General features: G+C 37.8%; 15 protein-coding genes. 7 read left to right on the top strand and 8 right to left on the bottom strand.

Going from position 1 to position 20938, the window contains the following annotated elements; all coding sequences use genetic code 11:
• Positions 1-2: 2 nt before the first annotated feature.
• From sufD to ydiJ, 7 genes are all read right to left on the bottom strand, one after another.
• On the bottom strand, positions 3-1310 hold the full coding sequence (gene sufD, locus ABN256_RS00440; RefSeq protein WP_196553153.1) for a Fe-S cluster assembly protein SufD: 1308 nt from the start codon (positions 1308-1310) through the stop codon (positions 3-5).
• Positions 1285-2031 (bottom strand): Fe-S cluster assembly ATPase SufC, encoded by a 747-nt coding sequence (gene sufC / locus ABN256_RS00435; protein ID WP_072070316.1) that lies wholly within the window; start codon positions 2029-2031, stop codon positions 1285-1287. The genes sufD and sufC overlap by 26 nt, the downstream gene beginning before the upstream one ends.
• A 44-nt stretch (positions 2032-2075) precedes the next feature.
• On the bottom strand, positions 2076-3578 hold the full coding sequence (sufB, locus tag ABN256_RS00430) for a Fe-S cluster assembly protein SufB (RefSeq protein WP_072070320.1): 1503 nt from the start codon (positions 3576-3578) through the stop codon (positions 2076-2078).
• 17 nt (positions 3579-3595) lie between these two features.
• Complete coding sequence (sufA, locus tag ABN256_RS00425) at positions 3596-3964, bottom strand: Fe-S cluster assembly scaffold SufA (RefSeq protein ID WP_196553154.1); 369 nt, start codon at positions 3962-3964, stop codon at positions 3596-3598.
• 417 nt (positions 3965-4381) lie between these two features.
• Positions 4382-5002 carry a hypothetical protein gene (locus ABN256_RS00420; RefSeq protein WP_196553155.1) on the bottom strand — a complete coding sequence of 207 codons (621 nt, stop codon included), beginning with the start codon at positions 5000-5002 and terminating at the stop codon, positions 4382-4384.
• A 171-nt stretch (positions 5003-5173) separates the two neighbouring features.
• The gene (locus ABN256_RS00415) at positions 5174-5587 is read right to left on the bottom strand and encodes a hotdog fold thioesterase (protein ID WP_197269260.1); all 414 of its coding nucleotides are present in this window, start codon (positions 5585-5587) and stop codon (positions 5174-5176) included.
• Entirely contained in the window at positions 5584-8640 is a 3057-nt protein-coding gene (gene ydiJ / locus ABN256_RS00410; protein WP_349438899.1) for a D-2-hydroxyglutarate dehydrogenase YdiJ, read from the bottom strand. Before ydiJ ends, ABN256_RS00415 begins: the two co-directional genes overlap by 4 nt.
• Positions 8641-8856: 216 nt before the next feature.
• Here ydiJ and ydiK point away from each other — a divergent pair, with 216 nt between their 5' ends.
• Entirely contained in the window at positions 8857-9969 is a 1113-nt protein-coding gene (ydiK, locus tag ABN256_RS00405) for an AI-2E family transporter YdiK (protein ID WP_196553157.1), read from the top strand.
• A 454-nt stretch (positions 9970-10423) separates the two neighbouring features.
• Here the strand turns inward: ydiK and ppsA are convergent, their stop codons facing one another.
• The gene (gene ppsA / locus ABN256_RS00400) at positions 10424-12796 is read right to left on the bottom strand and encodes a phosphoenolpyruvate synthase (protein ID WP_072070330.1); all 2373 of its coding nucleotides are present in this window, start codon (positions 12794-12796) and stop codon (positions 10424-10426) included.
• A gap of 218 nt (positions 12797-13014) precedes the next feature.
• Here ppsA and ppsR point away from each other — a divergent pair, with 218 nt between their 5' ends.
• From ppsR to ABN256_RS00370, 6 genes are all read left to right on the top strand, one after another.
• The gene (ppsR, locus tag ABN256_RS00395; protein ID WP_115349637.1) at positions 13015-13881 is read left to right on the top strand and encodes a posphoenolpyruvate synthetase regulatory kinase/phosphorylase PpsR; all 867 of its coding nucleotides are present in this window, start codon (positions 13015-13017) and stop codon (positions 13879-13881) included.
• A gap of 120 nt (positions 13882-14001) precedes the next feature.
• Complete coding sequence (locus tag ABN256_RS00390; protein WP_072070331.1) at positions 14002-15048, top strand: 3-deoxy-7-phosphoheptulonate synthase; 1047 nt, start codon at positions 14002-14004, stop codon at positions 15046-15048.
• Between the two features lie 270 nt (positions 15049-15318).
• The gene (gene hemP / locus ABN256_RS00385) at positions 15319-15480 is read left to right on the top strand and encodes a hemin uptake protein HemP (RefSeq protein WP_231619304.1); all 162 of its coding nucleotides are present in this window, start codon (positions 15319-15321) and stop codon (positions 15478-15480) included.
• An 81-nt stretch (positions 15481-15561) separates the two neighbouring features.
• A complete protein-coding gene (locus ABN256_RS00380) occupies positions 15562-17754 on the top strand; it encodes a TonB-dependent receptor domain-containing protein (RefSeq protein ID WP_196553158.1) in 2193 nt (730 codons plus the stop codon).
• 70 nt (positions 17755-17824) lie between these two features.
• Positions 17825-19852 carry a TonB-dependent hemoglobin/transferrin/lactoferrin family receptor gene (locus ABN256_RS00375; protein WP_349438896.1) on the top strand — a complete coding sequence of 676 codons (2028 nt, stop codon included), beginning with the start codon at positions 17825-17827 and terminating at the stop codon, positions 19850-19852.
• A gap of 35 nt (positions 19853-19887) precedes the next feature.
• Complete coding sequence (locus tag ABN256_RS00370) at positions 19888-20937, top strand: hemin-degrading factor (protein WP_196553160.1); 1050 nt, start codon at positions 19888-19890, stop codon at positions 20935-20937.
• Position 20938: the final 1 nt, after the last annotated feature.

The following is a 20938-nucleotide window of genomic DNA, read 5'->3' as shown; positions in this document are numbered from 1 at the left end:
TTTTATACCTCTAATAAGCGCTGATTAATTCTGTCTAATACAAGCGATTTAATCACTTTATTTTCTAACGATTCAGTTAATTCAGCAGCAAATGCATGAATAATCATTTTACGAGCATCACTTAAAGGGATGCCGCGTGAGCGTAAATAAAACAACTGTTCATCATCAATTCTACCCACTGTAGCGCCATGGCTACATTTTACATCGTCGGCATAAATTTCAAGTTGTGGTTTAGTATCGATTTGCGCCTTATCACCCAGCAACAGATTGTTATTCGTCATTTGACCATCTGTTTTTAATGCTTGTGGCGTAACAGTGATCATACCGTTAAATACGGCCTTTCCTGCATCCATTGCAATACTTTTATGTAGTTGACGACTTTGGCAATTTTTCTCACCATGAACCAACCAAGTACGAGTATCAGCAATTTCTCCGGCCTTAGGTAATACAACGCTATTCATCGAAAGCTCTGTATTTTCACCTTTTAGCGCAGAGCTAGTATGGTGCCGACTGAGTTTAGCACCCAATAAGAAAGCATAACTATTAACACGAGCATCACGACCAATAGTCAGATCGTTATGCGCAAAGTGCTGACTTTCTGCATTTTCAAAACTTAATTTGATATGGCTAAAAGAGGCATTATCACCAATCGTTGCCGTTAATCTCGCGCCAGTAAAATGACGATTTTCATTATTACTGCTGATATAATGCTCAATGACCTGCATTTGTGTATTAGCACCCACATCAAGATGAAAACGATAATTCGCGTTATTCACCTTCGCACCATGCTCACCTTGTGTAATATTAAGGATATAAAGCGGTTTATCCGCAATAACACCGTTTTTCAGTGTAATAAGCAAAGGGTGTGGCGCTAAACTTTCAACTAAATGCAGAAAAATTTCACCATTGACGGCCTCAGGTAGCTCACTCTGATTATCAAGTAAGGTCACCTGATAAGGGCCGAATTCTTTACTACTTTCTGTTGGCGAAAACGTACCATTCACCATTACAACACGATAGCAATCAAGTGCTAAAGCATGTTTAGTAATCAAGCTTTGCACATCAAAAGGGGGTAACTGTTGATAACTTTGGCTTAACGTCTCATCTAATGGTGTATAGTGCCAATCTTCATGGCGATAAATAGGAAAACCTACTTTCTCAACTTGCAACCAATGATTACGAGCGTTGAAGTTATCGTCACCTTTACGTTGATGATATAACTCAGAAAATATTTTTAGTGCTTGTTGATTACGTAATTCAACTTGGCGCTGCTTTTCACGCTTTTCATTGAGGGTCAATAAGCCAGCCATAACCTTGTTCCTCCAATTTTTGCGCCAATGAAAAATCACCTGATTTAATGATTTTTCCCTGATAAAGCACATGTACAAAATCAGGTTTAATATAATCAAGAATACGTTGATAGTGTGTTACAACAATAAACGCACGTTTACCATCACGTAGGCTATTAACACCATTAGACACGATTTTTAATGCGTCAATATCAAGACCGGAGTCTGTTTCATCTAAAATGCACAGTTCTGGCTCTAGGGCTGCCATTTGCAAAATATCGTTACGTTTTTTCTCACCACCTGAGAAGCCCACGTTAACAGAACGTGTTAACAAATCTTGAGGCATATCCAGTAATTTGATTTTATCTTCAATAAAATCTTCAAAATCAAAGCGATCTAATGGCTCTTGTCCACGATATTCTCTTACCGCATTCACTGAAGATTGTAAGAAAAACTGATTACTGACACCGGGTATTTCAACAGGGTATTGAAATGCCATAAAAATACCCTCACCTGCGCGATCTTCAGGTTCTAATTCTAATAAATCTTTATTTTTGAAAGTAATAGAACCTTCATCTACTTCATATTCTTCACGGCCAGCGAGTGTTGCAGATAAGGTACTTTTACCTGAACCATTTGGCCCCATAATCGCATGAACTTCACCTGCACGAACTTGCAAATCTAGCCCTTTCAGGATTTCATTGCCTTCAACACTGACATGTAAATTTTTAATATCTAACATAATATATGCCTTAGGTATCGTTACACCCAGAATTTGATTAATACTTAACCAACGCTATGCTCTAAGCTGATTGCTAATAATTTTTGTGCTTCTACAGCAAATTCCAGCGGTAATTCTGAGAACACGTCTTTACAAAACCCGTTTACAATCATTGAGATTGCATCATCTTCACTTAATCCACGTTGACGACAATAAAACAGTTGATCTTCACCAATACGTGACGTTGTCGCTTCGTGTTCAAGCTGTGCTGAGTTATTCATTACCTCAACATATGGAAAAGTATGTGCGCCACATTGCGTACCAATTAACATAGAATCACATTGTGTAAAATTACGGGCATTTTTTGCACCAGGGAGGACTTTCACAAGTCCACGGTAACTATTTTGACTTTTACCCGCTGAAATGCCTTTAGAGATAATGGTTGATTTGGTATTTTTGCCAATATGGATCATCTTAGTACCAGTATCTGCTTGTTGATTGCCGTTAGTTAGAGCAACCGAGAAAAATTCAGCCGTAGAATTATCCCCTTTTAAAATCACGCTTGGGTATTTCCAAGTGATTGCAGAGCCCGTTTCTGACTGCGTCCACGACATCTTGGCATTTTCGCCTTCGCAGATAGCGCGTTTAGTTACAAAGTTAAGAATGCCACCTTCACTATCGCCACCAGAGAACCAGTTTTGTACAGTAGAATATTTTACTTCAGCATCTTTATGAATAATGACTTCAACCACAGCAGCATGAAGTTGATAACTATCACGAACCGGCGCTGAACAACCTTCGATATAACTGACATAACTGCCTTCATCAGCGACCAGAATAGTTCGTTCAAATTGACCTGTTTGAGCCGCATTAATACGGAAATAAGTCGATAATTCCATTGGGCAACGTACCCCTTTTGGAATATAGACAAAAGTTCCATCAGACGCGACGGCGGCATTCAGTGCGGCAAAGTAGTTATCATGGCTTGATACAACAGTGCCTAAATACTGACGCACTAAATCAGGGTATTCTTGAATAGCTTCGCTAAATGAGCAGAAAATAATGCCATGTTCAGCAAGCTCTTCACGATATGTAGTTGAAACTGAAACAGAGTCAAAAATTGCATCAACCGCAACCGCTTGCCCTTCTCTTACAGGAACACCCAGTTGGTTAAATGCATCTTCAACTTCTTTAGTTAAATAATCTTGCACAGCTTGCTTATCACTAGTTACTGCTTCATTTGTACCACCAGCACAACTGCCGTTAGCACAACATGAACTGCAAGAAGGCGCAGAATAATAGCTATAATCTTGGTAATTAAGTGATGGATAATCCGCTTTTAGCCAATGCGGCTCTTCCATTTCTAGCCAATGGCGATAAGCATCTAAACGAAATTCCAGCATCCACTCTGGCTCGTTTCTTTTTGCCGATATTGCACGTACAACCGCTTCATTTAATCCTTTTTCTAAGGTGTCAGTTGATATATCGGTATAAAAACCTTCTTTATAGTGATGATCGCTTAGCCATCCCTGAACTTCATCACCAATTTCAACATTGCTCTGAGACATAATCTGACTTCACTATGTTATACCCCAAAGCTCTCACCACATCCGCAGACGTTTTGAGCTTTAGGATTATTAAATTTAAACATTTGATTAAGTCCTTCACGAACATAATCAACAACAAGCCCATCGATGAATGGCATTGCTTTCAATGAAACAAACAGTTTTGCGCCATTATGTTCATACACAATATCATCTTCATTAGGGCCTGCTACGAGTTCAATAACATAACCATACCCAGTACAACCAGAGGGTTTGATATTTAAGGAAAGCCCCTGTTTTTCAGGGTTTTTCTCAACTAAATGGCAAATATGTTTTGCTGCATCATCCGTCAGTACAATGCCTTGCCAAGCTGTGTCGTTAAGAGAAAAAGTTTCAACGTTGTTTGTCATTTCTGACCTCATTTCGAAAGGAGATTGATATCTTTCCTGACACTAATGGTAATGATAACCCTTATCACTTCAACCATGTCTTTTGAAAGGATATTATGCAAATGTATGTTTTTTGTTCTATTATTGCGTTAAATTTGTTAAATTTTATTTTTAACGCTATGTAATATATCACTTTTGTCTTTTTTTATAACAAAAAATAAAACTTTTAATTTTTCTTATAATTCGCACAATAAGCATATAAGTTGCAATATAAATGCACTTTATATGTTATCACTGAAATCGAGAGAAAAAAGCATAAAAATATGTATCTACACGATGGTATTTACAATACAGACATTTCATTTTTATGCTTGTCATGAGGGATAAGATAGCACCACTGATGGAATAACTTCTTATTGTATTGTGTGTTTGCTGAACTTATTTATTAATTGAAATGGTTTGAATATGTTCTCTTGTACATTCAATAAGTTGTTTGTATTTTTGCTTGTTCGACTGGCTATTTATTGTACTAATAAATTGCAATTGCCAAACGCGATTAGTGCTAAGGTCTGCCACTAAAACACCTTCATAGCTCACATTTTCTCTTGCCATATTTCCTTCAAAAAGAACATGACGGCTTTCAACATTTGGAATGGTTAATGGTTTTATTGATGTGAAAATCTCATTCATACCATCAATTATCGCAATATTATCAATGATGCCTTGTGCTCCAGCATCCACATCGTAAGTCATTGCATCGGCCATTTTAAAATAAACCAGACGAACTTCCGACAAATCACAAATAGGATTTGATTTATAAACTATCATTTCTGTTGTAACGTCCTGAACATTATCAGGCAATATTTTAAAATAGTTTTCAGTATCTTCTCTGCTCATTGAAAATGAAGTGGGATACGCCATATTAAAACCAGAAATATTTTGTACTGGAATATTACTTATATTGTTACTCGCTTTAGAGGTAGAATTATTATCACATCCGGTGAGTAATAAACCTGCAATTAATAATGCTGCGGTGTTGAGTTTTGAAATAGTTAACATTGTGAGCGTCTTTTCTTTTATTATGAAGATAATGATTATCATTAAAAATAAAGTCTAAATAAAGAATAATTTCTATTTTCGTTCTCTATTTTTATTCTTTTTCTCATTACCTATAAACATAAAAACGCACAAAGCGAGTATTTCACTTTGTGCGTTTAATTTTTTACTTTCTTAAGAAATAACCGATGTGGTTAACCTTGAAATACACACTTGACGATCCTCATCATCAAATATTTCTATTGACCACACTTGATGAGAACGCCCTAAATGAATAGGTTTACATACCCCTCTCACCTTACCTTCTCTGGCTGAACGAATATGATTAGCGTTAATTTCTAAACCCACAATTTTCTGTTCCCCTTCGGTACAAAGATACCCAGCAACCGATCCTAGGGTTTCAGCTAAAACAACAGAAGCGCCACCATGCAACAAACCTAGAGGTTGTTTTGTACGATGATCAACAGGCATTATTCCTTCAAGATAATCATCACCGAGGCACGTTAATTCAATACCTAAATGACTCATCATATTGTTTTGGCCAATATGATTAAGATGCTCGATTGTCGTTTCACGTTTCCATATCATGGCATAATCTCCAATAGCGCCTGTAGTGGGTGTTTAAGCTCAATATTATCAATACGTTTTACTTGGCTACGACACGAATACCCTGTGCTTAAGCAACGCATTGTCGGCAATGTTTTTAGTGCATTACCCCATGAGAGTTGGTAAATGCCTAATGAGTTTTCATAATTGTTCAGTTCATGTCCATAAGTACCAGCCATTCCACAACATCCAGTACTTACAAATTCGAGTTGTTGCCCATAACGTTGGAAAATTGTCTGCCACTGTTTCATACTTTGTGGTAGTGCCGTCACTTCCGTACAATGCCCGAAAAGATACCATTTTTCAGCATCATCACGAACAGCCATTGGTTCACTCACTAATTTATTTAGCCATTCATGAACTAGTTGAACATTAAAATCACCACGCTTATCACCCAGTATTTCACGATATTCATCGCGATAACAAAGCACTAATGCGGGATCAACTCCCACCATTGGAATGTCTAATTTTGCAACACGATTAAGCATAGTTGACGTTTTTTGTGCTGTTTTACTAAATTTTTGTAAAAAGCCTTTAATATGTTGCGCCTTTCCATTAGGTGAAAAAGGCAGTAAAACAGGTTTAAACCCAATTTTTTCAATGAGTTTGATAAAATCTGCGACCACTTTTGCATCGTAATAGCTAGTAAAAGGATCTTGCACCACCAACACATAATGACTTCGTTGCTTATCTGATAAACGTTCTAAATCTTCTAACGTCATATCTAGAGCGTGGTGACCAGCTAGTTGTTGTTTTAATGTTGGCGATGACAGTAACGGTAAATCTACCATTCCTATGGTATGTTTACTTAATGACTGCACCAAGGTTTGCTTCATAAAAAAATTAAAGAATCCCGGCGCTTTAGCCATGATAGGAGTTGTTAATTCAACATTTGCAACAATATGATCTTTTAATGGCCGTAAATAGCGCTGGTGGTACAATTCAGTAAATTTAGAACGAAATGACGGTACGTCAATTTTAATCGGGCACTGAGTTGAACAGGCTTTACAAGCTAAACAGCCATTCATAGCCACTTTCACTTCATGAGAAAAGTCATATTCGCCACGTTTTGCTTTCCATGTATTACGTGTTTTTTCAATCAAACTTCTTAAGCTAGGTTTATTATTTTCTAGGCTAGATCCAAGTTGTTTTGGGCTAACACCTTGCTCTGTTAATAAACGTAGCCACTCCCTTACAAGTGTAGCTCGCCCTTTAGGTGAATGAATGCGTTGCCCACTAATTTTCATGGAAGGACACATCGGGCTTTTCGCATCAAAATTAAAGCAAAGCCCATTACCATTACAGTCTAAAGCCCCTTTAAAATCTTGACGGACAGATAAAGGGATGGTGCGATCAAAGGTGCCTCGTTTAATGGTATCAACTTGTTTCATAGGTTCATCAACCTCTAACGGAGGGCAGATTTTCCCAGGGTTAAGTCGATTTCGAGGATCAAACACCGTTTTTATCTGGCGAAGTTCGTGATAGAGCGTTTCACCAAAAAATTCAGGGCTGTATTGCGCTCTAAAGCCTTTTCCATGTTCACCCCAAAGTAACCCACCATATTTGGCTGTTAACGTAACAATGTCATCTGAGATAGATTTCATCAGCAATTCTTGTTGTGGATCGCACATATCAAGTGCAGGTCTTACGTGCAATACACCCGCATCAACATGCCCAAACATGCCATAATTGAGTTGATGACTGTCAAGTAACGCTCTAAATTCTGTAATATAATCAGCAAGATGTTCTGGTGGTACACAGGTATCTTCTACAAAAGGTATAGGCTTTGCTTGCCCTTTTGCATTACCTAATAAACCAACTGCTTTTTTACGCATGGCATAAATGCGGTTAATATCCGCTAAATCATCACACACTTGATAACCAATAACACCGCTTTGTCCCTCTTTCATTAATGAGTCTAAACGCTGACATAATGATGTAACTTGAGAATGAATTAATGCTTCATCATCACCCGCAAACTCAACAATATTAAGGCCTTGCATATCTTTATCTGCCACATCCGTGATCAGTTCTTTGACGGAATGCCACACAATATCTTCACGAGCAAGATTCAAGACTTTGGAATCAACGGTTTCAACAGAAAGTGCATTGGCTTTAACTAAAAAAGGTGCGTTACGCAATGCAGAATCAAAAGAGTCATATTTTACATTTACTAAGCTACGTTGTTTAGGAATGGGCGTGATATCCAACGTTGCTTCAGTAATAAATGCCAGTGTGCCCTCTGAACCGGTTAAAATTCGCGTTAAGTCAAAGCGTTTCATGTCATCACTAAAAACATGACGCAAATCATATCCCGTTAAAAAGCGGTTTAATTTAGGGAATTTTTCAAGAATAAGTTTTCGTTGCTCTTTGCAACGGGATAAAACTGTTCGATAAACCTTCCCAATAGCAGAGCTTTCTTGGGCGATATTTTCGGCTAATGCCGTATCCATGGAGCGGGTTTCAAGGAGTTCGCCACCTAACAAGACCGCCCGAACACCGAGGACATGATCAGAGGTTTTACCATAAACCATAGAACCTTGCCCTGAGGCATCGGTGTTAATCATTCCACCTAATGTGGCTCGGTTACTGGTAGAAAGTTCTGGTGCGAAAAAAAAGCCATAGGGTTTTAAAAACAGATTGAGCTCATCTTTTATCACACCAGCTTCAACTTTAACCCAACGTTCTTCTGGGTTTATCTCAATAATACGTTTCATATAACGAGATAAATCAACCACTATACCATCAGTCAATGCCTGCCCATTGGTGCCGGTACCTCCGCCTCTTGGTGTCAAAGAAAGCGAATGAAATTTGGGTTCATCGACCAGGCGTGCAACAATAGTAACGTCAGCCGTTGAGCGAGGAAAAACCACCGCCTGTGGCAATAACTGGTAAATACTATTATCTGTTGCCATAGTGAGTCTATCAGCATAACTGCTGGAGATATCACCAGTGAAGCCATTCTTACGGAGAGTATCAAGAAATTCTGTTGTGAGTTCACTAACTTGCGGTGCTTGCGATATACGTGGGATCATTTGTTATAGCTCTTTAATCTAATAGTCCACATTGCTTAATTTTTGATATTGAAATGTATGCTAAGAGGTACTTTTACTCATTTTGTACTTTCAGACCGATACCTGTTCACCTTATCATACAATTCTGGCAAATTGCGTAGTGATATAAACAACGTGATATTTGCAATGTTTATTCATCTGCTTCTAGCATTTTTATTCGTGTAGGGATTTAAAACCATGGAAAAACCGCAGATCCATACAGATATACCCAAAGTTTTATTCACTGTTCTTTTTATTTCTTTTTTTATTATCGCCAGTTTTTGGATACTCAACCCTTTTATTGTGGGTTTTATTTGGGCTGGAATGATTGTTGTTGCCACATGGCCTTTGCTCCTTATTATTGAAAAACGAGTAAAATATCGTTGGCTATCTACCATGATAATGATGATCTTGATATTACTGATTTTTGTTATCCCTATTATCTTGTTAATTAGCAGTGTTATTGATAATAGTGCCCCACTAATTGAGTTAGCTAAGTCACCTTCGAATATTCAGCCTCCTCAATTATTATGGCTTAATGATATCCCGATGATAGGAAGCAAGCTTTATGATGCATGGCACTCTATTCTCGTTTCTGGTGGCAATGCGTTAATTGCCAAAATTCAACCTTATGTTGGGCAAGCCGCTAACTGGTTTTTTGCTCAAGCCCTAAATATCGGTCGATTTGCTCTGCATTTAGGTGTGATGTTGTTATTTTCTGGCTTACTGTTTTTACAAGGTGAGAACGTTGTTGCTTGGTTACGTCATTTTTCTATTCGCTTAGCAGGTCAACGTGGTGATGCGGCCATTTTACTAGCATCAATGTCTATTCGTGCCGTTGCTCTGGGCGTGGTATTAACCGCCTTAATTCAAGCCATTGTCGGTGGCATTGGCCTTGCGGTATCAGGCGTGCCTTATGCCACAGTACTTACCGTTGTCATGTTCATTTGTTGCCTTGCTCAAATAGGCCCTTTATTAGTGCTAATCCCTTCTGTTCTATGGCTATTTTGGACTGGTGATACAACTTGGGGCATTGTCATGGTAATTTGGGGAGGTGCCGTGGCAACTATGGATGGTGTATTACGCCCATACTTAATCAAAATGGGGGCTGATTTACCGATGGTATTAATTCTAACGGGGGTTATTGGCGGCATTTTGACATTAGGTATGATTGGATTATTTATTGGTCCTGTTGTTCTTGCTGTTACACATAGTTTATTAAATGCATGGATAAATGAAGTACCAAAGCCTAATCCTGATCTAACTGAAACCGTAGAATTTATGAATAAAAACTTTATTGAGAAAGAATAAATAATAATGGGGCATGTAAGTGTAGCTACTTACATGCTCTAAAAATAATAGACTAAAGTTTAATAAAGATTATCAATTTAGGAATGAATTATTATATTTTTATATTCAAACTTACAATTTGAAACAAATTACATTTTTTTAAACCTGTTTGTTACCAGCTAGTTATATTCACTTTGAAATAGACTAATATTATTTTTATTGAGATAATTCTTAGAGCATAATTAACTCATTTCTCTTAATATAAATATCAACGAAACAAATGTTTCACCGAATTAATGATTTCGCCTTTCATATTAATAAATTAATTGGCGAAATTAAAGAATATAAAATATTGCTGTGTGTAGTCTTTGCCTGTCAGCCCATGATAGGCTTTTTTTTTGCCTATTATTTAATAATTGTATAAAAAAAGCTCACATTATTTTGTGAGCTTTCATTTATAACCTTTATATTAATTCTATTGTGCTAATTTCACCCAAGTTTTAATTACGGTATCTGGATTTAAAGATAAACTATCAATCCCTTCTTCCATTAGCCATTGTGCGAAATCTTCATGATCAGAAGGTCCCTGACCACAAATACCCACATATTTACCGTTACGTTTAGCCGCTTGGATCGCCATTGATAACAGCGCTTTTACCGCGTCATTACGTTCATCAAACAACGAAGAAACCACTCCTGAATCTCGGTCAAGACCTAATGTTAATTGGGTCATATCATTAGAACCGATAGAGAAACCGTCAAAATGCGCTAAGAATTGATCGGCTAATAGTGCATTTGATGGAATTTCACACATCATAATCACTTTTAAGCCATTCTCACCACGTTTTAAACCGTTTGCCGCTAATTCTTCAATAACTTCTTCAGCTTGGCGTACCGTACGAACAAATGGGATCATCACTTCAACATTATCTAACCCCATATCGTTGCGAACACGTTTTACCGCTTCACACTCAAGCGCAAAACAACGACGGAAATCATCGGATACATAACGACCTGCTCCACGGAATCCTAACATTGGGTTCTCTTCATCCGGTTCATAACGGTCACCACCAACTAAGTTGGCATATTCGTTAGATTTAAAGTCAGACAAACGAACAATCACACGTTTAGGCCAGAATGCTGCCGCCAATGTTGCAATCCCTTCTGTTAATTTACTAATGTAATATTCAACAGGAGATTCATAGCCAGCCATCATCTCATTAATTTCAGCTTTTAATGCTTCGCTTTGATCGTCATACTCTAATAATGCACGAGGATGGACACCAATCATACGGTTGATAATAAATTCTAAACGCGCAAGCCCCACACCGTCATTTGGTAAACCAGCAAAATCAAATGCACGATCAGGATTACCGACGTTCATCATGATTTTCAGATCAAGTTCAGGCATGTTATCGATTGCGGAGCTTTGAATAGAAAAATCTAGTTTGCCATCATAGACAAATCCCGTATCACCTTCAGCACAAGAAACTGTAACGACTTGCCCTTCTGTAATACATTCAGTGGCATCACCGCAACCTACAACAGCAGGAATACCTAATTCACGAGCAATAATCGCAGCATGACATGTTCTACCGCCACGATTTGTCACAATCGCAGAGGCCTTTTTCATAATAGGTTCCCAATCTGGGTCTGTCATGTCAGTAACCAGTACATCACCAGCTTCAATTCTATCCATTTCATTTAAGTTATGAATAACTTTGACTGTGCCTGTACCAATACGATGACCAATAGCACGGCCTTCAATGATTACAGAGCCACTTTCATTTAACTGATAGCGTTCCATCACTTGCTGGTTAGATCGAACGGTTTCAGGGCGAGCTTGTACTATGTACAAACGACCATTATGCCCATCTTTAGCCCACTCGATATCCATTGGACGACCATAGTGGCGCTCAATCAATACAGCTTGTTTTGCCAACTCTTGAACTTCATTATCTGTCAAAGAGAAACGATTGCGCAGTGATTCTGGCGTATCTTCAATACGTACTTGTTTACCATGCTCTACACTGTCTGCGTAAACCATTTGGATTTTTTTAGAACCTAAGTTACGACGAACAATTGAAGGTAGGCCTTTTGCTAAAGTTGGCTTGTGTACATAAAACTCATCAGGGTTTACTGCTCCCTGAACAACCATTTCGCCTAAACCATAAGCTGATGTAATAAAGACAACTTGATCGAAGCCTGATTCAGTATCGATGGTAAACATCACACCAGAAGAGGCAAGATCAGAACGCACCATACGTTGAACACCTGCCGATAACGCAACACCGCGGTGATCGTAGCCTTGATGGACACGATAAGAAATTGCTCGGTCATTAAATAACGAGGCAAATACATGTTTAATCGCAACGAGAATGGCATCAATACCTTGAACGTTTAAAAACGTCTCTTGTTGGCCCGCAAAAGAAGCATCAGGCATATCTTCTGCAGTTGCAGATGAACGAACGGCAAAAGAAGCTTCTGACTCACCTTCACTTAATGTGAGATAAGCATCGCGAATATCTTTTTCAAACTGAGGCGTAAAAGGTGTATCAATTACCCACTGGCGAATTTGATTACCTGCTTGAGCCAGTTGATTAACATCGTCAACATCAACGCTATCAAGTAATTCATAAATACGCTGATTGATACCACTCTGTTCCAGAAAATCATTAAACGCTTGCGCTGTGGTAGCAAACCCATTAGGAACAGAAACACCCAGTTCCGCGAGGTTTGTGATCATTTCACCGAGGGAAGCATTTTTCCCACCAACACGATCAACGTCATTCATACCTAATTGGTTATACCAAAGTACATTGCACGGGGTGAGGCTATTGCTGGACATTGAGAACAATCCTTTTTTAAACAATTATGAGAGAGAGAAAAAAAGAAAAACCCGCTGTCAAAACGACAACTTAAATAAGCGTATCACAATGTTATAGTGAATATAGAAAGGTGAATCGATCAACCAGAAAACTTTATTTTTTTATCCTTTATAATCACTAAAAATGCTATAGATAATGTTGTTTGATTCGCTAATTCAGCTAAAAAAAGGTGAGCATTATGATATTAAGCTTAAATTCTATTAATTGTGATAATAATGAACCCATTGATAGAACAGTCTTTTTTATCTCTGATGGTACAGCTATTACAGCTGAAGTTTTAGGCCACGCCGTACTTTCTCAATTTCCACTAAGAATGAAAAGTTATACATTACCTTTTGTTTCTACGGTGGAAAGAGCTGAAGAAATAAAACAGAAAATCTCTGAAATTTATAAAAAGAGTGGCGCTAAACCCCTTGTTTTTTATTCTATTATTAGCCCTGAAGTTAAACGGGTAATAAATAGTAGTGAAGGTTTTTGTCAGGATATTGTGCAATCTCTTGTATTACCGCTTGAAAAAGAAATGGGTATTCAAGCCTCACCAAAATTAAATAAAACACACGGGTTAACAGAAAAAAATCTTAGTAAATACGATGCCCGTATTGCGGCTATTGAATACACGCTTTCTCACGATGATGGAATATCATTACGTAATCTCGATCAAGCACAAGTTATCTTAATTGGTGTTTCTCGTTGTGGTAAAACACCCACCAGCCTCTATTTAGCTATGCAATTTGGTATTCAAGCGGCCAATTACCCATTTACTGCTGATGATATGGATTTTTTAAAACTCCCTGCTGAATTAAAAGAGTATCAACATAAATTATTCGGTTTAACCATTGCACCAGAACGCCTTGCTGCTATCCGGGGTGAACGTCGTGAAAATAGCCGTTATGCATCAATTCGCCAATGTAGAATCGAATTAGCCGAAGTCGAAGCCCTTTTTAGAAAAAATAATATTCCTTATCTCAATACCACAAATTATTCTGTTGAAGAAATTTCAACCAAGGTAATTGATTCTATGGGATTAGCGAGAAGAATGTTCTAAGTCTTAACCGTATTTTTTTATTGGTTTTTCTCTAATAACGCTGTTGAAATTAGCTGAATTTCGTTTATTGTGATCTTAATCACTGGGTAGACTTACCCTGTATATTTATTGAGATGAATTATGTTAAAGACAGACGAACTACGGACTAAGGCTTTAGACAGTCTGGTGACACCAGAAACCTTAGCAAAAGAGTTCCCCATTTCTGATGAGATAATCCAAAATATCACATCAGCACGTAAACGAATTGAAGCTATCCTCACTGGTGAAGACAAGCGGCTTTTAGTGATTGTGGGTCCTTGTTCTATTCATGACCCCAAAGCAGCCAAAGAATACGCCACGAAACTTAACCAACAAAAAGAACGCTATCATGACCGCTTAGAAATTGTCATGAGAACCTACTTTGAAAAACCACGTACGGTTATTGGTTGGAAAGGTTTAATCTCTGATCCTTATCTTGATAATTCTTGCAATGTAAATGAAGGTATCCGCCTTGCAAGAAAATTATTAATTGAGATAAATACATTAGGTTTACCAACTGCAACCGAGTTTCTTGATATGGTAACTGGTCAGTATATTGCTGACTTAATTAGTTGGGGTGCTATCGGCGCAAGAACTACAGAGAGTCAGGTTCATCGTGAAATGGCATCTGCACTTTCTTGTCCTGTGGGCTTTAAAAACGGTACGGATGGTAATACTCGTATTGCTATTGATGCAATTCGTGCCTCTCGCGTAGGTCACACTTTCTTATCACCTGACAAAAATGGCCGTATGACAATTTACCAAACTAGCGGTAACCCTTATGGGCACATTATTATGCGAGGTGGTAAAAAACCAAATTATCATGCAAGCGATATTGCAGATGCTATTGATGCACTAAAACAAGTGGATTTACCTGAGCATCTTATTATCGACTTTAGTCATGGCAATTGTGAAAAGATCCATCGCCGTCAATTAGAAGTGGCTCGCAATGTCAGTCAACAAATTAAAGATGGCTCGCAAGCAATTGTTGGTGTGATGGCTGAAAGTTTTTTACAGGAAGGCTCGCAAAAAGTCTTGCCAGAAAAACCTCTTGTTTATGGACAATCTATTACTGACCCATGCTTAAGTTGGAATGATACCGAGCAATTGCTTGAATTATTAGCACAAGCCGTTGAAAGTCGATTTTAATAAACTTACTTCTTAAGGGGATAATCCTATCCCCTATTATTTTTCTTCTATATTCATTCTGTATTGTTCTTATTTTTCAGTAAAAAGATAAACCTCTTTTATTCCTTTGTTTTAAATTTCATCACATACCGCTTTATCACTCACAATATGACTTAAATTTACCTGTTTACGTTAAAAAAAGCTTGTCTAAATACATTTGTTAACGATAATGATTATCATAATGATAACGCTTATTACTCTTAGTGTATTATGAATAAAAAAGCCAATAATTTGGATAGTTCATTAGTTAAACAGGACTCTCATTCTTCAATAATTCAATCTATTAATAGTATTGAATTATTGGGCAAAGATGGCGTGGTTTACATTCAACATAACGGAGAGTTGTATCAACTACGTCAAACCAAAGCAGGAAAACTGATCCTGACTAAATAATCATTTTTGACAATAACTCGCAAGCCACCTATCGATTCAGCTAGGCAGCCAGCTAAATAACTCCATATACAAGGACTTTCTATGGATATTTATGGTATGTGTATGCTGAAAAAACATTTCAAATATTCAGGTATAGCAACAGCACTTTGTCTGTTGTATTCCCCTATTGCCTCTGCACACGCTGAAAACACACAAACGGACTCTCTTACTGTTATTGGTCATAAATATCATGAAATTGAGCATAACTTTCAATCTACAATTGAAACCTCAACCCCCCAGGCAAAAACAGCTTCAACAACCGGTGAGATGTTAAAAGAAGTCGCGGGTATCACTCTTTCAGGAACGGGAGTGACTAATGGTGCCAACATTCTAATGCGAGGATATGATCAAAAAGGCGTCAAAATTCTCGTTGATGGCATTCATCAACCACTCGAAAATACGATGAATAACTTAGGAGGGGTATTTCTTGATCCTTCTTTAATCAAAAGTATTAATGTCAAACACGGTTCTGCCTCAACTGTTCATGGCGAAGGCGCTATGGGAGGTGTTGTTGCTTTTAATACTCTCGATCCTCAATCAATATTGGCAAAGAATAAAAACTTAGGAGCTAAATTATTCAGCTCTTATTCTTCTGCTGATCGCCATTTTTCTTATGGCGGAATAATTGCGGGCCAACATAAATTATTTTCTGGTTTAATCTCTTACACTCAACGTCAGCGTGGTCCTATCTTATTGGCTGATGGGCAGAAAATGGATAACAATGAATCCATTAATAACTACTTTGCTAAAATCTATCTCTATCCCACAAATAACCAAACCTTTATTTTCTCAGCTCGCCATTATGATAATTCAGGTGAACAACGAGAAGTATTACATCGTATGGGTGGATATGGTAAAAATAAAAGTAACCAAGTATATCGGGATACTCAGCAAAAAAATTATTCTCTAACTCATCACTATGCCCCTGAAAGTAATTCTTGGATTGATTTAACAACTCATCTTTATTACTCACAGTTTAATATTGAGCAAACTTTCTTAACCGATGTAAAACTTACAGAAAGTGAACTTAAAAAAAATTTAAAAGGTAATATCGGTGCTTTCGAAGCTCGAACACAATCAACTTATGGTGGAAAATTAGAAAATTACACTAATATTACTCCTCATAATAATCTTAATTTATCTGTCATTCTGGGCACTGAAGCTTACCGACAGAAAATGACATCCAACGAAAAAGCAAAAAACTTCCCATTGGCAAAAATGGATTATGCCGCAGCATGGTTACAAAGCACACTATCGACACCGCTATTCCCTTTATCCTTAACAGCCGGTGTTCGCTATCACTATTATGAAAGCTCTCCAAATAAAAAGATTGATAGTTTCATTTACAATCATGCAGCTAGCGTTAGAAGTGTAGATGAAAATAAACTCATGCATAAAGCAAGTTATCGTGGTACCACTGAAAATGTAAAATTAACATTTTCTGCAACACCGTGGTTACAGCTTTACACGTCATACTCAACTGCATTTAGGGCACCTACATTAAGTGAGATGTTTAATGATTCACTTCATTTTAGTAAAGGTCGATTTTTAACATCTTATTGGATACCTAATCCTTACTTAAACCCAGAAAGAAACAGAACTTGGGAATATGGTGGAAAATTCTCATTCCAACAATTGCTATCCGAAAATGATGCACTAGAAATTAAAGTGGCTTATTTCGATACATTGTCAAAAGACTATATTTCCTATGCTCATTGGATGGGAACAATTCTTGGCAAGATGAGCCTAAAAGCCTATAACATTGCGAATGTTTATATTGAAGGTGCCGATATTGCTTTACGTTATACCCACACTTGGCTCTCTGCTGGGTTAAGTTATAACCATACAAACACATTCCAACTTACAGATAGTGAAACCATCTCCCCCGTAAGACCAGAAATTCTTACTGCCTTTATACAAGTTCCTATCGCCAAAACACCTTTCTCATTAGGTTGGTCAGGACAATTTGCCAGTGCTACTGATTCTAAAAGTAGCTACAAGGGCATGATTGCTCCACAAAATAGGGGAAAAGAAGTCACTCGATTACAAGAAGTTGTTCAACAATTTCCTGGATATGCTGTCCACGATTTTTCACTCAGCTATCAATCTAAGAAAAATAAAGATCTACAAGCAACACTTATGTTGGCAAATGCCTTTAATTATGAGTATTTCTCAACTCAAGGTGTGCCTCAAGAAGGCAGAAATATCAAAATGTCCGTCAGTTATCGCTGGTAGATGAGGAGCAATGATTTACATAACAAAGGGCTGTTTAAACAGCCCATTAAAATAATGGAGATCCATCTGCATGTCTCAGTCATTCCTATTAATTAAATTTAGTTTACTTGCTGTTGCTGTTTCTTCTGCTTGTGTATCAGCACAAGAAAAAACACACACTAGCGAGGAGAAAAAAACAGAAGTACTTACCGTTTATGCGACTGGTAATGAGCGTGATAGCTTTACGTTACCCATGATGTCAACCGTTATTAAAAATAACAATGCGTTGTCAGAAACCGCGGGTAGTGCATCTGAACTACTTCGTCATGTGCCCGGAATTTCTATTTCAGGCACAGGTCGTACTAATGGTGAAACCATCAGTATGCGTGGATACAGTAAAAATGGAATATTGACACTTGTAGATGGTGTACGTCAAGGAACTGACACTGGCCATATTGATAGTATTTTTGTTGACCTTCTTCTTATAAAGCAAGTTGAAGTGGTTAGGGGTCCTTCTGCATTATTGTATGGTAGTGGAGCACTTGGCGGTGTTATTGCTTACGATACAGTTGATGCGAGCGATCTACTTTCAAAAAATGAACAAGGCGGTGTACGTGTCACTGGTCTTGGTAATACCGCACAACATAGCCAAGGTTTAGGAGTTACCGCTTTTGGTAAACACGAGAAGCTTGATGGTCTTGTTGCATTATCAGCACGTGATAAAGGTGATATACGTTATGGTGGGGGTTATCGTGCACAAAATGATGAAACCATTATTAACCTACTCTCCAAAGGGCGTTGGTTTATTGATGATAGCAATACTTTAAGTGGTCAATTCCGCTATTACCATAATAATGCTCATCAACCTAAAAACCCTCAAATTGCTGGAAATTCCACACTGACAAATGTGGAAACTGACCGAACAACAACACAAAAAGATGCACAGTTAACCTATCAATACAATCCTTCAGATTTACAATGGATTAATCTAAAAACACAAGCCTATTACAGTGAAGTTGATATCAACGCTAAAACAGTACAAAAAGGATTTGAAGGTCGAGAACAAAAGACGTATGGCGTAAAACTAGAAAACCGCTCACAACTCGCCATGCAGAGTTTCGCATCACATGGTTTTACTTATGGTGGTGAAGTATATAAACAGAAACAATCACCAAGTCAAAATACAGAAAGCTTCCCACAAGCAGATATTCGTTTTATGTCAGGTTGGATTCAAGATGAAGTCACTTTACATGATTTGCCTGTCTCCTTAATTTTAGGAACCCGTTTTGATAAATATAAAAGCCAAAACGATCGTTATGATGATATTACCGCTGATAAATGGTCATCCAAAGGAGCCATCAGCATCACACCTACCGATTGGTCAATGCTTTATACCTCTTATTCACAAGCGTTTAGGGCACCTTCTTTAGGCGAAATGTACAATGATGCTAAGCATTTTGATGCCCCGTTCCCAGGAGCACCAACAAACTATTGGCGTCCTAACCCTAATTTAAAGCCTGAAACCAATTCAACCACTGAATATGGATTTGGTTTTCAATTCGATGACTTATTATCTAATAATGATAATCTGAAAATTAAAGCTGCCCATTTCAATACTCGCGCAAAAGATTATATTGATGCAGATGTCGCTATTTTTCAGGGATATACACAATCAACAAATATTCCAAGAGCAACTATTTGGGGGTGGGATGTTTCTATGAGCTACCAATCTAAATTCTTTAATTGGGACTTAGCGTATAACCACACCAAAGGAAAAGATAATGCTACAAATGCCTCAATTACTTCGATTGAACCTGATACTTTGACCAGTCGCTTTGATGTTCCAGTTCCAAGCACAGACTTTTCAGTAGGTTGGGTCGGTCAATTTACGAAAAAAACAGATTTTACCAAACATAATCGCTTTAATCGCCCAGTTAATAATCAACAAGCAGGTTATGGCGTCAATGATTTTTACCTTCGCTATGAAGGAAGTGCTTCATTAAAAGGATTAACAACCTCATTTGTACTGGGTAACGCATTTGATAAAACTTATTATTCTTCTGCCGGTATTCCTCAAGAAGGTCGTAATGCAAAAGTGCTTGTGAGTTACCAGTGGTAATAAACAATAAAATCAACAATATAATAGGAGTTTCTGTGAATAAACCTCTTTATGAGAGCTACCTGCAAGCTAAAGCGGATAAAAAAGCACCTTATGCCCGTGATCTGGCTACATACTTAAATGTAAGTGAAGCCGAATTAACCCATGCACGCATAGGACATGATGCAAAACGCTTACGTAACGATGTGCAAGAATTATTAAAAGCCTTAAGTAAAGTAGGTGAAGTCAAAGCCATTACTCGTAACGATATCGCCGTTCACGAACAACTTGGTGAATACACTAATGCTCGCTTTAACGATCACGCAGGTTTGATTTTAAATCCTCGTGCAATGGATTTACGCTTTTTCTTCGCTTATTGGTCTAGCATTTTTGCACTCGCTGAAGAAACCTCAAAAGGAACTCGCTATAGCATTCAGTTTTTTGATATGCATGGCGATGCATTACATAAAGTCTATGCAACTGACAATACCAATATGGATGAATGGAATGCGCTAATCCAATCATTCTTATCGGAAGAAAATCCAGCTCTCGACATTACCCCTATCGAACCTTATTCAAGCACACCGGTTAGTCATGAATTGGCAGAGCAACTTGAACAACAATGGCGTTCAATGACCGATGTTCACCAATTTTTCAAACTACTAAAAGAAAATAATTTGAGTCGTCAACAAGCCTTTAAAGCTGTTGCCGATGACCTTGCTTATCAAGTCGATAACAGTGCACTGAAAACCTTATTAACCCTCGCTAAAGAAGCACAAAATGAGATCATGATTTTTGTCGGAAGCCGTGGTTGTGTGCAAATCTTTACGGGGCAGATTGACCGTTTAGTTCCTCATCAATTTGAGAATAGCGATCAAGTCTGGATTAACGTTTTCAATCCCGCATTTACACTTCATTTAATTGAAAGCGAAATCGCTGAAAGCTGGATCACTCGCAAACCAACTCAGGATGGTTTTGTCACCAGTCTTGAAATCTTTGATAGCAAAGGCCAACAGATTGCCCAGCTTTATGGACAACGAACTGAAGGCACTGCTGAGCAACAACAATGGCGCGAGCAAGTTAATACTCTTGCTAAAATAGCCTAAT

This window comes from Proteus sp. fly-1008, assembly GCF_040140305.1.
GTDB classification, from domain to species: Bacteria; Pseudomonadota; Gammaproteobacteria; order Enterobacterales; family Enterobacteriaceae; genus Proteus; species Proteus vulgaris_B.
Note: the sequence above shows the minus strand (reverse complement) of the source record. Positions and strands in the feature narration are given on the sequence as shown.

Excerpts from the sequence above, each read along its gene's own strand:
- ABN256_RS00380 (WP_196553158.1), top strand. The coding sequence starts at position 15,562 with ATGGATATTTATGGTATGTGTATGCTGAAAAAACATTTCAAATATTCA.
- ABN256_RS00420 (WP_196553155.1), bottom strand. The coding sequence starts at position 5,002 with ATGTTAACTATTTCAAAACTCAACACCGCAGCATTATTAATTGCAGGT.
- ydiJ (WP_349438899.1), bottom strand. The coding sequence starts at position 8,640 with ATGATCCCACGTATATCGCAAGCACCGCAAGTTAGTGAACTCACAACA.
- sufC (WP_072070316.1), bottom strand. The coding sequence starts at position 2,031 with ATGTTAGATATTAAAAATTTACATGTCAGTGTTGAAGGCAATGAAATC.
- ppsA (WP_072070330.1), bottom strand. The coding sequence starts at position 12,796 with ATGTCCAGCAATAGCCTCACCCCGTGCAATGTACTTTGGTATAACCAA.
- ABN256_RS00375 (WP_349438896.1), top strand. The coding sequence starts at position 17,825 with ATGTCTCAGTCATTCCTATTAATTAAATTTAGTTTACTTGCTGTTGCT.
- sufD (WP_196553153.1), bottom strand. The coding sequence starts at position 1,310 with ATGGCTGGCTTATTGACCCTCAATGAAAAGCGTGAAAAGCAGCGCCAA.
- sufA (WP_196553154.1), bottom strand. The coding sequence starts at position 3,964 with ATGACAAACAACGTTGAAACTTTTTCTCTTAACGACACAGCTTGGCAA.
- ABN256_RS00390 (WP_072070331.1), top strand. The coding sequence starts at position 14,002 with ATGTTAAAGACAGACGAACTACGGACTAAGGCTTTAGACAGTCTGGTG.
- ABN256_RS00415 (WP_197269260.1), bottom strand. The coding sequence starts at position 5,587 with ATGATATGGAAACGTGAAACGACAATCGAGCATCTTAATCATATTGGC.
- sufB (WP_072070320.1), bottom strand. The coding sequence starts at position 3,578 with ATGTCTCAGAGCAATGTTGAAATTGGTGATGAAGTTCAGGGATGGCTA.
- ydiK (WP_196553157.1), top strand. The coding sequence starts at position 8,857 with ATGGAAAAACCGCAGATCCATACAGATATACCCAAAGTTTTATTCACT.
- ppsR (WP_115349637.1), top strand. The coding sequence starts at position 13,015 with ATGATATTAAGCTTAAATTCTATTAATTGTGATAATAATGAACCCATT.